Origin of the sequence: Georgenia deserti (assembly GCF_042680605.1) — a bacterium.
GTDB lineage: Bacteria > Actinomycetota > Actinomycetes > Actinomycetales > Actinomycetaceae > Allobogoriella > Allobogoriella deserti.
This window is the reverse complement of record NZ_JBHUEE010000004.1, coordinates 24,723-37,098: the sequence shown is the minus strand read 5'-3', so window position 1 is coordinate 37,098 and position 12,376 is coordinate 24,723. Positions and strand designations below refer to the sequence as shown.

Genomic DNA, 12,376 nt, shown 5'->3' with positions numbered 1-12,376 from the left:
TCACCAGCGTGTGGCGCCGTTGAGCCGCTCCCACAGCGAGCACGGCTGCGTCACGCCGGCCGGTACGCCCCGGCAACCGGTGACCGTGTCCGGCCAGTACTCGTCTCCGGTGCTCTCGTCCCTGACGATATCGACCGTGACGTCCCAGCCGTTGAGGAAGAGCTCGCAGTCGCAGTAGGCGCCGACCTGACCGGCCCGGCGTTCGAGCCTCGTCGCGCGGGGCGCGCTCGACTGCCGCCATCTGCGCAGCCAGCGCAGCGTTCCGTCACACCCGTGCGCGACCACCATGCGATTGACGTAACACAGCACGCACTCGTGCCAGCCCACCGCGGTGAGGTCCGCGGCAAGCTCCGCCAGCTCGATCTCCAGTGCGCGGACACCGTCGTCGACGGTCATGTTCTCTCCACCTCCATCATCGAACGTGTGTACGACAGGATGGAGGATGGCACTGACATGGCGTCCTCGGGGCGCGAGAAGACCCCCGCCGGCGACGACGGGGGTCAGGTCCTCAGGTGTGCTGCGCCGGGCGGATCAACCGGCGTTGCGTGCGGCACGGCGCCGGGCGAGCTCGTCCTCGACGAGCGGTGCGCCGTCGTCCTCCGCGCGTTCGGTCGGGAGCTGCGCGAGCTCTCCCTCGACCTCGCGCCAGACGCGGCCGACCGCGATACCGAACACACCCTGACCACCCTGGACGAGGTCAATGACCTCGTCGGCGGAGGTGCACTCGTAGACCGAGGCGCCGTCACTCATCAACGTGATCTCGGCGAGGTCGTCGACACCCCGCTCGTGCAGCGAGGTGATCGCCGCGCGGATCTGCTGAAGCGAGACGCCGGTGTCGAGCAGCCGCTTGACGACCTTGAGGACGAGGATGTCGCGGAAGCTGTAAAGTCGCTGGCTTCCCGAGCCGGCCGCGCCCCGGATGCTCGGCTCGACCAGGCCGGTGCGGGCCCAGTAGTCGAGTTGACGGTAGGTGATGCCCGCTGCGCGGCACGCCGTCGGCCCGCGGTATCCGGTGTCCTGGTCCAGGTCAGGCAGCTCGTCGCCGAACAGCATGCCCTGGGCTCGCTGGGGCACGCCGGGAACCGCGCCGGCCGTCGCATCAGTGCCGCTCACAGGGACTCTCCTACTCTCGTGCCTCGCGAAGTGACTCGCCCGCCGTCTGCTGGTTCGAGGATACTCGCGCGAGTCCCGATCCGTCCGTAGCTGCGGGTCATCGTTGGATGTGACCAACGTAGAACCGGCCCCAGGGCTGGTCAACGAACCACACCGCAAGAACCGTCGGCGTGTTGCCTCGGCGAGTCTCATCCTCAACTTGAGGGTTAGGCCAGGGCCGTCGTGTCCGGTCGCGCAGTGTCCTTCAACGTGGTCCCTCAGCGTCCCGCCGGTCCCGAGCCCGGCGGTCCTGAGCCCGGCGCGCCTCCCTCGCCGCCATCGTCGTCCTCGTGCCCCTCGCCGCCCGCCGAGCTGCCCGTGGCGAAGTCCTCCGGCTCGACGCCCTCGAGGAAGGCGCGGAACTGCTCGAGGACCTCCGCGCCGCTCTCGGCCGCCGGAAGCTGCTGCGCCTCCTCCTGGTCCAGACCGGCTTCCTCGATGGGGACACCGGCGACGGCGAGCAGCTCCTCGTCGCACAGCACCGGGCACTTGGCGCGCAGCGCGATCGCGATCGCGTCCGAGGGGCGCGCGTCGACCTCCTGGCCACCGGAGAGCTCGATCTCGGCGTGGAAGATCCCGTCGACCACCCGGGTCACGCGGATCTCCTTCACGCCGACGCCGAGGTGGTCGAGGATCGAAACCAGCAGGTCGTGCGTCAATGGCCGGGGTGGGACCAGGCCGGCCTGTGCCGACGCGATCGCCGCGCCCTCCCGCGGTCCGATGACGATCGGCAGCACACGCGTACCCCCCGGCTCGCCGAGGACGACCACCACCTCGTTGCCGGGGACGGAGACTCGGACACCGAGCACCACCATCTCGCGCATGCCGCAACGGTACGACGCCGGACTGGGTGACGCGCCCCGGAAGATATCGCGGGTCGCGGAGCCACCGGGCCGCGCCGACGGAACGGTCAGCCGAGCTCGTCGACGGCGGAACGCAGCAGCTCGGCGTGCAACGAGGCGTACAGCTCCGCGAGCTCACCGGCCTGGGCGGCACCGCGTTCCCGGGCCGCACCCGTGCGCTGGGCCCTTGTCGGCGCGACGACCTGGTCGATGGTGTCGGCCTCGCGGTCCGCCGCCGTACGCACCCGGCGCAGATGACGCGGGGTGATGCCGTGGCGGCCGAGGGCGAGAGCGGCCTGGACCACCTGCACCGAGCGTCCGGGAAACCGGCCCCGGGTGTCGGCCAGCACCAGGCCAGCCCGGGCCATCTCGTCGAGCTCGTCCTCGGTGCACCCGGTCAATTCACAGATCTCTTTCGCGCTGACCCGGGCGCCCGGGGCCGGACGCACGAGCTCCCCGTCCCGGCTGACGACGCGGGCGCGGGAGGGCGCCTCGACCTCGCGTCCGGCGTCGAGGTCGGCGAGCTGTTCGCGGATCACCCGCAACGGCAGGTAGCTGTCGCGCTGCTGGGTCAGGGCGTAGCGGATGCGTTCGGCGTCGGCCCGCGAGTACATCCGGTACCCCGAGCCGGTCCGGCGCGGCGAGACGAGTCCCTGCTCCTCGAGGAAACGCAGCTTGGACAGTGTCACCGCCGGGAACTCCGGTTTGAGCAGGGCGAGCACGGCGCCGATGCTCATCGACGGCGTGTGCGAGACCTCTTGCGGCCAGGACAGTTCCGCGCCGTCATGGGGTGCGGGACGCGCGTTCGGGCCGTGCCCCTCCTCCGGGGAACGGCGGCGTGCCGGCGTGCTCACTGCTGTTCGGCGTCCGCCGGTCCGCGGTGCGGGCTCGGGTGGAAGGTCAGCCGGTACTTGCCGATCTGGACCTCGTCCCCGGGGCGCAGCGTGGTGCGGTCGATGCGCTCGCGGTTGACGTAGGTGCCGTTGAGGCTACCGACGTCCCGCACGGAGAACCCGGCCTCGTCGGCGACGAACTCGGCGTGCTTGCGCGAGACGGTGACGTCGTCGAGGAAGATGTCCGCACCAGGGTGGCGCCCCGCCGTCGTCCGTTCGGCGTCGAGGAGGAACCGGGCGCCCGCGTTCGGGCCACGCTGGACGATGAGCAGCGCGGACGCCGCGGGCAGTGCCTCGATCGCGGCGACGTCGTCGGGGTTGAGGCCCTGGTGCAGCAGCTCCGCCTCGAGCTCCGCGCCGACGGCCCCGAAGCGCGCCGTGGTGGAGGGGTCGGGGCGCTCGCCCTCGTCCCCGGCGCGGTCCGGCGGCTGCGGAGTCGTCATGGGCCTTCCTCCTGGTGAGAGTGGTCCGGGCGTCGGCCGTTCAGACCAACAATAGAGGTCGTGGAGGTTGCCCGGTCATCCCCGTCCGTGAAGCCGGGTACCGGACACCCCGACGAGATTATCCGTCCCCGCCGCCGGACGGAACCGGGCGAGCCACCTCCGCCTCCTCGACCTGCCGGACGGCCGTGATCTGCACGTCGTCCACCTCGCTCAACGTCGGAGTTGCCCCCGCGTTTCGGACCGCCGCGGTGGCGCCACCGGGGATGTTCAGCGCAACTGCCATGGTCTCCGGTTCCCCGATGGCCACCCAGCGGTACGGCGGGGTTACCGTCGCCCCGTCGACGATGACCCCGCCGCCAGGAGCGTCGAGGATCCAGCTCGTGGCGGTCAGCCGCCGGCCGGAGAGGGAGACCGCCTCCGCGCCGGCGTTGCGCAGCTCCTCGAGGATGGTGACGAGCACCTGCGCACTGACGTCCTGGCCCGGGTCCTCGATGCTCAGCGTGATGCCGGGGCCGTGCACCGGCAACGTCCCGGCGAGGATGCCTCGCGTGGTGGCCCGCAGTTCCGCGGCCTCGCGGGCGGCGTCGTGGGAGGTGGCGGACGAGCGCAGGTCGGACAGGTCCTGCTGCAGCTGTTCCTGTTCCGCGGTGAGTTCGTCGTTGCGGCGGGTGAGCTCGTCGAGCAGGCGCACGAGATCGTCCTGCCGCATCCCGGACAGCACGTCGTCCTGCGTCTGGCGGACCTGAGCCACGACGGCGAAGCCCAGGCCGACGCACAGCAGACCGACGAGCAGGTGCACCATCGTGGGCCGGCCGACCAGCAGCGAGCGCACGACGCGCCACGTGCGGCGCGGACGTGGGCCGGCCTCGGACGTGGTGTCGTGCTTGTCGGTCATCTCAGGCCCGGAAGATCTGACGCCGGATCGCCGCGGCGTTCGAGAAGATGCGGATCCCCAGGACGACGATGACGGCGGTGGACAGCTGCGTGCCCACACCGAGCTGGTCGCCCAGGAAAACGAGGAAAGCGGCGATGAGGACGTTGAAGATAAACGACACCACGAACACGCGGTCGTCGAACACGCCGTCGAGCCTGGCGCGCAGGCCACCGAAGAGGGCGTCAAGCGCCGCGACGACGGCGATCGGCAGGTACGGCTGCAGCAACGCCGGGACGGTGGGGTCCAGGACGACGCCCAGGACGATCCCGACCAGCAGCCCGAGCACCGCGAGCACTAGCCCACCCCCTCGTCCCGGTCGTCCGGACCGTCGTCGGAACCCGAGGGTGGCACACCGGAGCCCCGGCCGCCCAACGGTTCGGCGTAACGCGGCGCCACGCCGGTCAGCGCGCTCATTCTCATGGACTCCTCCGTCGACATGGCCACGGAGATGTTGTACGTGCTCTCCAGGACATCCAGGTGTGTCGCGGCCGGGGTCCTGGTGAGTTCGGTCTGCAGTCGGTTCGGGTCGCCGATCGCCTGCACCCGGTAGGGGGAGACGACGGGATCGAGGTTCACCAGGATCGCCTCGCCCGCGCGGCGGATGGCCGTCGTGGATCCGAGTCGGCGTCCGTTGATCGCGATGGCCTCCGCGCCGGAGGCCCACAACGCGTTGACCACCACCTGCAGATCGACGTCGGTGACCCGTTCCTCCTCGCTTCCGGGAGCGCCCTGCTGGGCGGCCGCCGAGTCCTGGAGTTCGATGACCAGCCCTTCCCCGGCCACCCCGACGCTGCCCGAGGGGACGGCAAGGCGTTCCAGCTGCGCGGCGAGGTCCTCGTCGACCAGTTCCAAGCCGGCCTGCTCCAGGGCCTCGATCTCCGCCTGGTAGCGGGCGTTCTGGGTGCTCAGGGCGTCGCCCTCGGTGGTCCGCTCGTCGATCTGCTCGACGAGCAGGGTCCGGGCCGGTAGCAGCCCGCTCGCCGGGGCGCGCAGCTCGCGAGCGGCCCAGACGCTGCCCAGGCCGATGGCGACACAGCCGACGACGACGAGCACCCGCTGCCACCACGGCACCGGCCGTGGCCCCTGCCGCCGCGCCGCGACGGCGCGGTAGCCGCCGTCGAGCGGGTTCTCCAGCAGTTCCCGCAGCAGCGACATCGACGCGTCCGGCCGTCGCTCGCGCCCGGGGCGGTCCGGCTCCGGAGTGCTCATGCCCGGTCCGCCCGCACGATCCGAGCCACCTGCTCGACGTAGACGAACGCGGCGAACCAGTACAACCCGACACCCCACAGCGCACAGGCCCAGCCGAACGTCCAGGCGAGGGTGCCGACCGTCCCGGGCATGCCGGCGAGGAGCAGCAGGGGGAAGGCGTACATGAGCGCGAAGGTGCCGGCTTTGCCGGCGAGGTGGACGGGCAACGGGCCGTACCCGTGGCGCCGGAGCAGTGGGAACAGGGACGCCAGCAGCAGATCCCGCGCGACGATCACCAGTACCAGCCACCACGGGAGGAACTCCCGCCAGGCCAGGCCGACGAGGGTGACGAAGATGTAGAGCCGGTCGGCCGCCGGGTCGAGGAGCTGACCGAGCCGGGAGGTCTGGTCGAACGTCCGGGCGATGACGCCGTCGACCCAGTCGCTGACTCCGGCGACCACCAGGACGACCAGCGCCGCGAGGTCCTGGTGGGTGAAGACCAGCGCACCGAAAACCGGCACGAGCAGCAGACGCAGGCCCGAGATGACGTTAGGCACGGTCCAGACGCGTTCGACCGGTTCGCCGGCGCGGCCGGTCGGATCGGCCTGCGAGGTCTCGGTTCCCACCGGACCAGCGTAGTTGTCCGCCCTGGTGATCTCGCGGGACTTCCGTGCCGGTGCGGACCGGCCCATAGACTCCGACGCATGGCATCGATGCGATTCGGAATGTTCATTCCCCAAGGTTGGCGCTTCGACCTCGTCGGGATCGACGAGTCACAGCACTGGGCGACCATGTCCTCGCTAGCTCGACGCGCGGACGCCGGTGAGCTCTGGGAGTCGGTCTGGGTCTACGACCACTTCCACACCACACCACGTCCCTCGGAGGAGGCGACCCACGAGGCCTGGTCCCTGATGGCCGGGCTGGGGGCCGTCACCGACCGCGTGCGCCTCGGCCAGATGTGTACCTGCATGGCCTACCGCAACCCGATGTACCTGGCGAAGGTCGCCGCGACCGCCGACCACATCAGTGGGGGTCGTGTGGAGATGGGGATCGGCGGCGGTTGGTACGAGCACGAGTGGCGTGCTTACGGGTACGGGTTCCCCCGTGCCGGGGTCCGGCTGAAAATGCTCGAGGAGGGCGTGCAGATCTTCAAGCAGGCCTGGACCGACGGCGTCGCGACGTTCGACGGCGAGCACTACCAGGTCGACGGCGCCATCTGCCAGCCCCGGCCCGTCCAGCCGGGAGGGTTGCCGCTGTGGATCGCCGGTGGTGGTGAGAAGGTCACCCTGCGCATCGCCGCCCGGTACGGGCAGTACACGAACTTCGACGGCACGCCAGAAGGGTTCGCCCACAAGAGCGAGGTGCTCCGTGAGCACTGCCGCGACGTCGGCACCGACTTCGACGCCATCGTGCGCAGCTCGAACTACAACGTGATGATCGGTGCGGACGAGGCCGAACTGCGCGAGCGTGAGCGCGCGCACGCGGACCGCCTCGGGCGGTACCTCGACGAGGACGAGGTCCAGCGGCAGATCGCCGGCTACCGCGACATGCCCGCGCACGGCACCCCCGAGCAGATCGTCGAGAAGCTCAGCGCGGTGCGCGATCAGGGCATGAGTTACGGGATCTTCTACTTCGCCGACGCCGCCTACTCGACCGAGCAGATCGAACTGTTCGAGCGCGAGGTCATCCCGGCGCTGCGCTGACCCGCGTCAGGGCGCCCTCGGCGCCCGCGTGCGCGGCTCGGGCGGTGCGCGTCACCCGGCGGTGCGCGTCACCCGGCCGTGCGCACCGCCTGGGCCGCGGCGACGGCGAGCTCGTCGGCCCGTTCGTTGTGCTCGTCCCCCGCGTGGCCCCGGACCCATTCGAAGTCGGTCCGGCCCGTGCGTGACTCGACGAGGTCGAGGATCTCCTTGACCAGCTCGAGGTTCTCCGGCGCCTTTCCGTCACCCTTGCGCCAGCCCCGTCGCCGCCAGCCGGGCGCCCAGGAGGTGACGACGTTGATGACGTACTGCGAGTCCGCGCGGATCAGCAGGTCGCCCTCGGGCCCGGCGTGGCGCAACGCCTCCCGGACCGCGATGAGCTCGCCGATGTTGTTGGTCCCGTGCGCGAGACCGCCGGAGCCGGTCTCCGCGCTGCGTTGGTCCACCCAGGCCCAGCCGGTCGGACCCGGGTTGCCGAGGGCCGAGCCGTCGGTGGCGATGACCCGGTCGTAGCCGTCGGTCGCGCGCGGCGGAGGGTCCTGCCGCGCCGGCGACTCCCCGCCACCCGCGTGCTCCGTCCGTGGCTGCAGACCGCGCGAGGCGAGCAGGTCACGCACCCGTTCGGTGTGCCAGACGAAGAAGGGGGTGCCGTCCCGTAAGGTCCGCTCGGCGGCGAGATCCTCGGTGACGGCGCGCTCCGTGGCGCGCGGCCCGGCCTTGAGCCCGAGCGCAGTCAGGTGCGTGCCGACTTCGCGGGCCGTGAGGCCGAACAGTTTGCCCAGCTCGGTCTGGGTCGACCAGGTCCTCGTTCGTGCTGCCACGCGCGACGCTCCTCGTGCTCGGTGCCGACCGGGGTGGTCAGCGCTGCGTGACGGTCACGTCGGCCGTGAGGGCGTCGCCGTGGAACTCCGTGATGGTGAGCGTGTACGTGCCCGGGGTCAGTGGCGCCTCGAGCAGGGAGTTGAATCCCTCGCCGCCGTCGTCGTCGTTCCAGGTCTCCCCGTCCTCCGACTCCAGGTCCAGCACCGGGTCGGCGCCGTTGGTGGCGACCACACTGATCTCGTAGGCCCCACCTTCCTCGATGACGATCTCCTGGGTGAACTCGCCGTCGGCCGGCACGTCGGCTTCGAACTCGTCGACGACGGTGCCCGAGCCTTGGCCGGTCGGGCCGTCCGACGGCTCCTCGGAGGGCTCCTCCGACGGGTCCGCCGAGTTGGGGTCCGCGGACGAGGAGCCGGTCTGCTCGATGGTCACCCGGACCCTGAGGGCGTCGCCGCCGAACTCGGTCACGACCAGGGTGAACGTTCCCGGCTCGAGGGACTCGGAGATGAGCGAGTTGTACCTGTCACCGCCGTCGTCGTCCCGGGCGACCTCACCGCCCTGCCCTTCGAGGGTGGCCACCGGGTCCTCGCCGTTGGTCGCATCGACGCTGATGTCGTAGTCGCCGGGCTCCTCGATGACGAAGTCCTGCCGGGCCTCACCGTCCTCCGGCACCTCGAGCTCGAAGCTCGCCGGGTAGCTCGAGGGTGTCTCGGTCGGCGTCGCCGGGTCACCGGTCGGCTCGGCGGTGCCACCGCCGCCACCACCTCCTCCGTCGCTGGGGCTGAGCAGGTTGACGACGAGGAAGACGAGCGCGACGACGACGACCAGCGCGCCCGCACCGAGCCCGACGAACAGACCCGTCCTGCTCTTGGGAGCGGACTGGGTCCACGGGTTCGCCGCGTTGCCGGACGCGTCGTACGAGCCGTACGTGCCGTAGGCGTCGCCGGCGCCCTGAGCCTGCGAGCCCGTCGGGCCGGCCCATCCGGCGCCTGGCTGCTGGCCCTGGTACGAGTCCTGGCCCTGCAGCGAGGCGTACGGGTTGGTGGTGTCGTGCGCGGTGCTCGCGGGGCCGTACTCACCGGGGTCGTATCCGGTGCCGGCGGGGTTGTACTCACCCGGGTCGTACCCGGTGCCGGGCACCTGGCCGGGGACGTCGGCGTCCGAGTCGGCCGAGGACGCGCCGGAGGGACCGTCCTGTTCCGGCGCCGCCTGCTGCGCCGGCCCCCACTGGGAGCCGTCCCACCAGCGGGTGGCGCCTTCGTTCTCGGGGTCCGGGTACCAACCGGCGGGTGGCATCGAAGTCATGAGTTCTCTCAGCCTTGCGTCTACGTCACGTACCGGCCATCGACGCGGACGCCCCAACCGGCAATTCGTCGCCAGGAGGATAGCGTCCGAAGCCGCCCGCGCTCAGGATTGTCCACGGTGGCGCCTGTCTCATCGCGCGTGCGCCGGGACGAGCGGCGCCCGGCGGGAGCGCGACGAACCGCGCGCGGGGTGCCACCATGGCGCCGTGAGCGAGCCTCAGCGCACGACCGGCGGCAGCGGCCCGGCAGGACAGGCCCATACCGGTATGCCGCTCGCCCGCGGCCGTCGAGAGACGCCGGACGAGCGGGCGGACCGGAACTTCGTCGAGCTCCTGCAGGAACTGCGGGTCACCCAGACCGGCGTGCAGTTGCTGACCGGGTTCTTGCTGACCTTGCCCTTCCAACCGCGTTTCGCCGACCTCGACGACGTCCAGGTCGGGATCTACCTCACCCTGGTGGTCCTCGCGGCGACCACGACCATGCTCGTGGTCGCTCCGGTCAGCCTGCACCGCTTCCTTTTCCAGCGCCGGTTGAAGTCCGAGCTCGTCCGGACTGGACATCGCCTCGCCATGGCCGGCCTCATCTGCCTCGGCCTGGTGGTCGTCGGCACCGTCCTCCTCGTCTTCGACGTCGTACTCGACCGCGGGGTGGCCGTGGCCGTCGCCGGAGGGGTGTTCGCGCTGGTCGCGGTCGCCTGGATCGTCCTACCGCTCCTCTACCGCAGGACCGGAAGCACGAACCGTGACGGTGAGGAAGACGAGCAGGCCGAGGAGGACGAGGGCGAGGACGGTGCCCGAGCGGCAGGCGTGACCTGACCCGACCGTCAGAGCGCCGCGCGGGCGAGAAGGCGCTCGGCGACGTGCGCGCCGATCTGCAGGCATGCCGTCGCACCCGGCGACGGCGCGTTCACCACATGGGTGACCAGTGGGCCGCCGCGGACCACGAAGTCGTCCGCGGGCGAACCGTCGCGCAGCACCGCCTGTGCACGCACACCGGCCGGCCGTCGCTGCAGATCCTCGGCGCTCACCTCGGCAAGCATCCGCCGGACCGTGCGCAGGAACGCGGGCGGCACCAACGAACGCCACGCCTCCTGCGCCCCGGTCACCGCGTAGCGCCGACCCAGACGCCACAGGCCGGCGAACCCGAGCGCGTCCGCCGCCTCGCGCGGATCGACGTCTCGCCGCCGGTAGCCTTCCCGGGCGAGGGCGAGCACGGCGTTCGGACCCACGTGCACCTCGCCGTCCCACCCGCGCGTCAGGTGCACGCCGAGAAACGGCATGGTCGGGTCCGGCACCGGGTAGACCAGCCCGCGGACGAGGTCCGGGCGACGCAACGTCCAGTACTCGCCACGGAAGGGGACGATCCGCACCTGGCGCCGAGCGGCCGGTGCGAGGAACGCGTCTGCCTGTAGTCCGGCGCACACGACGGCGTGGGTCGCGCTGATCTCGCCTCGGTCGGTCACGACCCGGACCCGTCCGTGGCCGCGGTCCAGAGCCGTGACCCGTTCGGATGTCCGCAGCTCGGCGCCCGCGGCGGCCAGACGCTCGGCCAGGGCCCGGGCCAGGCCCGGGAAGTCGCACACCCCAGTCGAGTGAACGTGCAACGCCGCCACGCACGCGACGTGCGGTTCGATCTCGCGTGCCGCTGCCGGACTCAGCAGGTCGACCGGCACGCCGTTGGCCAGTCCCCGCTCGTGCAGTGCGTGCAGTCGCGGGAGTTCCTCCGTGCGTGTGGCGACGACGAGCTTGCCCGTCCGGCGTGCCGTCACGCCCCACTCCGCGCACACCTCGGGCAACGTCCGGGCGGCCTCGGTGGCCAGCCGTGCCTTGAGGCTGCCCGGCCGGTAGTACAGGCCGCTGTGGATGACGCCGGAGTTGTGGCCCGACTGATGCCGTGCCCAGTCGGGCTCCTTCTCCACCACGACGACCTCGCGGCCCCGGCCGACCAGCGCATGGGCGACGGCGAGCCCCACCAGCCCGCCGCCGACGACTACCACCGTGCCGCTCATCGTCCTCCTTGCTCGCCACGGCGATTCGCCTCGCCACGACTATTCTCCCGCACGGACCGAGGAGTCGGGGCGATCTCCCGTCCAGGACACGCACGGGCTGAAGATGCGGCACGATCGGAGCATGGAACGCGTGGTGGTGGACCCCGGGATCGGACTCGACGAGCTGCACCACGTCACGGCCGAGATCGAACGGGCCATGACCGCCGTCATCGAAGGCAAGGACGACGTCGTGCGCACGGCACTGACCGTGCTGCTCGCGGGCGGGCACCTGCTCATCGAGGACGTGCCCGGTGTGGGCAAGACGATGCTCGCCAAGACCTTGGCGCGCACCGTCGACGCGACGGTCCACCGCATCCAGTTCACCCCCGATCTGCTCCCCTCGGACATCACCGGCGTAAGCGTCTTCAACCAGGACACGCACGCGTTCGAGTTCCGGCGCGGCGCCGTCTTCGCCAACGTCGTGGTCGGGGACGAGATCAACCGTGCCTCTCCGAAGACGCAGTCCGCCCTGCTCGAGGCGATGGAAGAGCGACAGGTCACCGTCGACGGCCGTACGTACCCGCTGCCCGACCCGTTCCTGGTGATGGCCACGCAGAACCCCTTCGAGATGGAGGGCACGTATCCGCTCCCCGAGGCCCAGCGGGACCGTTTCATGGCCCGGATCTCCATGGGATACCCGGATCCGTCGGCCGAGTTACGCATGCTCGCCAACCACGGTGGCCGCCCACCGCTGGACGACCTGGTCGCGGTGACCGACGCGGCGGCCGTGACCCGGCTCGTGCGCGGTGTCGAGTCGCTGTACGCCTCCCCCGCCCTGCGCCAGTACGTCGTCGACCTGGTCACCGCGACCCGCTCCTCGCCCCATCTGCGGCTCGGCGCCTCACCCCGGGCGGGACTGCAACTGCTGCGCGCCGCCCGAGCCCATGCCGCGCTCGCCGGCCGCGACCACGTCCTGCCCGACGACGTCCAGCAACTGCTCACCCCGGTCCTGGCGCACCGGGTGATCCTCTCCGGCGACGCCGAACTGTCCGGGAGTACGCCCGCCGAGGTGCTCGCCACGATCCTCGACTCGGTCCGGGTCCCGGGTTAG

At 71.3% G+C, this 12,376-nt stretch carries 15 protein-coding genes; 3 read left to right on the top strand and 12 right to left on the bottom strand.

Going from position 1 to position 12,376, the window contains the following annotated elements:
• The 9 genes from ACFSE6_RS08630 to ACFSE6_RS08590 form a co-directional block, all read right to left on the bottom strand.
• Positions 1 to 396, bottom strand: coding sequence for a DUF2695 domain-containing protein (locus ACFSE6_RS08630; RefSeq protein WP_388005111.1), 396 nt, complete (start codon positions 394 to 396; stop codon positions 1 to 3).
• 135 nt (positions 397 to 531) lie between these two features.
• Positions 532 to 1,053 carry a MerR family transcriptional regulator gene (locus tag ACFSE6_RS08625; RefSeq protein ID WP_388005944.1) on the bottom strand — a complete coding sequence of 174 codons (522 nt, stop codon included), beginning with the start codon at positions 1,051 to 1,053 and terminating at the stop codon, positions 532 to 534.
• Positions 1,054 to 1,370: 317 nt separating this feature from the next.
• Positions 1,371 to 1,976, bottom strand: a complete 606-nt coding sequence (locus ACFSE6_RS08620; RefSeq protein ID WP_388005108.1) for a bifunctional nuclease family protein — start codon at positions 1,974 to 1,976, stop codon at positions 1,371 to 1,373.
• 86 nt (positions 1,977 to 2,062) lie between these two features.
• A complete protein-coding gene (gene ftsR, locus ACFSE6_RS08615; protein WP_388005105.1) occupies positions 2,063 to 2,848 on the bottom strand; it encodes a transcriptional regulator FtsR in 786 nt (261 codons plus the stop codon).
• Positions 2,845 to 3,330, bottom strand: coding sequence for an FHA domain-containing protein (locus ACFSE6_RS08610; RefSeq protein WP_388005102.1), 486 nt, complete (start codon positions 3,328 to 3,330; stop codon positions 2,845 to 2,847). The genes ftsR and ACFSE6_RS08610 overlap by 4 nt, the downstream gene beginning before the upstream one ends.
• 118 nt (positions 3,331 to 3,448) lie before the next feature.
• Positions 3,449 to 4,225, bottom strand: coding sequence for a DUF881 domain-containing protein (locus ACFSE6_RS08605; RefSeq protein WP_388005099.1), 777 nt, complete (start codon positions 4,223 to 4,225; stop codon positions 3,449 to 3,451).
• A 1-nt stretch (position 4,226) separates the two neighbouring features.
• Complete coding sequence (locus tag ACFSE6_RS08600; protein WP_388005096.1) at positions 4,227 to 4,559, bottom strand: small basic family protein; 333 nt, start codon at positions 4,557 to 4,559, stop codon at positions 4,227 to 4,229.
• On the bottom strand, positions 4,559 to 5,473 hold the full coding sequence (locus ACFSE6_RS08595) for a DUF881 domain-containing protein (RefSeq protein ID WP_388005093.1): 915 nt from the start codon (positions 5,471 to 5,473) through the stop codon (positions 4,559 to 4,561). Before ACFSE6_RS08595 ends, ACFSE6_RS08600 begins: the two co-directional genes overlap by 1 nt.
• Entirely contained in the window at positions 5,470 to 6,078 is a 609-nt protein-coding gene (locus ACFSE6_RS08590; RefSeq protein ID WP_388005090.1) for a CDP-alcohol phosphatidyltransferase family protein, read from the bottom strand. The genes ACFSE6_RS08595 and ACFSE6_RS08590 overlap by 4 nt, the downstream gene beginning before the upstream one ends.
• A gap of 87 nt (positions 6,079 to 6,165) precedes the next feature.
• On the opposite strand from ACFSE6_RS08590, the gene ACFSE6_RS08585 reads away from it, so the two are divergent.
• Entirely contained in the window at positions 6,166 to 7,155 is a 990-nt protein-coding gene (locus tag ACFSE6_RS08585) for an LLM class F420-dependent oxidoreductase (protein WP_388005941.1), read from the top strand.
• 68 nt (positions 7,156 to 7,223) lie between these two features.
• Here the strand turns inward: ACFSE6_RS08585 and ACFSE6_RS08580 are convergent, their stop codons facing one another.
• Positions 7,224 to 7,973 carry a ribonuclease H family protein gene (locus ACFSE6_RS08580; protein WP_388005087.1) on the bottom strand — a complete coding sequence of 250 codons (750 nt, stop codon included), beginning with the start codon at positions 7,971 to 7,973 and terminating at the stop codon, positions 7,224 to 7,226.
• A gap of 37 nt (positions 7,974 to 8,010) precedes the next feature.
• Complete coding sequence (locus ACFSE6_RS08575; protein ID WP_388005084.1) at positions 8,011 to 9,279, bottom strand: DUF2510 domain-containing protein; 1,269 nt, start codon at positions 9,277 to 9,279, stop codon at positions 8,011 to 8,013.
• Between the two features lie 205 nt (positions 9,280 to 9,484).
• Here ACFSE6_RS08575 and ACFSE6_RS08570 point away from each other — a divergent pair, with 205 nt between their 5' ends.
• A complete protein-coding gene (locus ACFSE6_RS08570) occupies positions 9,485 to 10,093 on the top strand; it encodes a DUF6328 family protein (RefSeq protein WP_388005081.1) in 609 nt (202 codons plus the stop codon).
• Positions 10,094 to 10,101: 8 nt separating this feature from the next.
• On the opposite strand, the gene lhgO is transcribed toward ACFSE6_RS08570, so the two are convergent.
• Complete coding sequence (gene lhgO / locus ACFSE6_RS08565) at positions 10,102 to 11,286, bottom strand: L-2-hydroxyglutarate oxidase (protein WP_388005078.1); 1,185 nt, start codon at positions 11,284 to 11,286, stop codon at positions 10,102 to 10,104.
• Between the two features lie 121 nt (positions 11,287 to 11,407).
• Between lhgO and ACFSE6_RS08560 the strand changes: the two genes are divergently transcribed.
• Positions 11,408 to 12,376, top strand: a complete 969-nt coding sequence (locus tag ACFSE6_RS08560; protein WP_388005075.1) for an AAA family ATPase — start codon at positions 11,408 to 11,410, stop codon at positions 12,374 to 12,376.

Bases quoted from the DNA above. Each gene is read 5' to 3' on its own strand.
- ACFSE6_RS08630 (WP_388005111.1), bottom strand. From the start codon at position 396: ATGACCGTCGACGACGGTGTCCGCGCACTGGAGATCGAGCTGGCGGAG.
- ACFSE6_RS08625 (WP_388005944.1), bottom strand. From the start codon at position 1,053: ATGCTGTTCGGCGACGAGCTGCCTGACCTGGACCAGGACACCGGATAC.
- ACFSE6_RS08620 (WP_388005108.1), bottom strand. From the start codon at position 1,976: ATGCGCGAGATGGTGGTGCTCGGTGTCCGAGTCTCCGTCCCCGGCAAC.
- ACFSE6_RS08610 (WP_388005102.1), bottom strand. From the start codon at position 3,330: ATGACGACTCCGCAGCCGCCGGACCGCGCCGGGGACGAGGGCGAGCGC.
- ACFSE6_RS08605 (WP_388005099.1), bottom strand. From the start codon at position 4,225: ATGACCGACAAGCACGACACCACGTCCGAGGCCGGCCCACGTCCGCGC.
- ACFSE6_RS08595 (WP_388005093.1), bottom strand. From the start codon at position 5,473: ATGAGCACTCCGGAGCCGGACCGCCCCGGGCGCGAGCGACGGCCGGAC.
- ACFSE6_RS08585 (WP_388005941.1), top strand. From the start codon at position 6,166: ATGCGATTCGGAATGTTCATTCCCCAAGGTTGGCGCTTCGACCTCGTC.
- ACFSE6_RS08575 (WP_388005084.1), bottom strand. From the start codon at position 9,279: ATGACTTCGATGCCACCCGCCGGTTGGTACCCGGACCCCGAGAACGAA.
- lhgO (WP_388005078.1), bottom strand. From the start codon at position 11,286: ATGAGCGGCACGGTGGTAGTCGTCGGCGGCGGGCTGGTGGGGCTCGCC.
- ACFSE6_RS08560 (WP_388005075.1), top strand. From the start codon at position 11,408: ATGGAACGCGTGGTGGTGGACCCCGGGATCGGACTCGACGAGCTGCAC.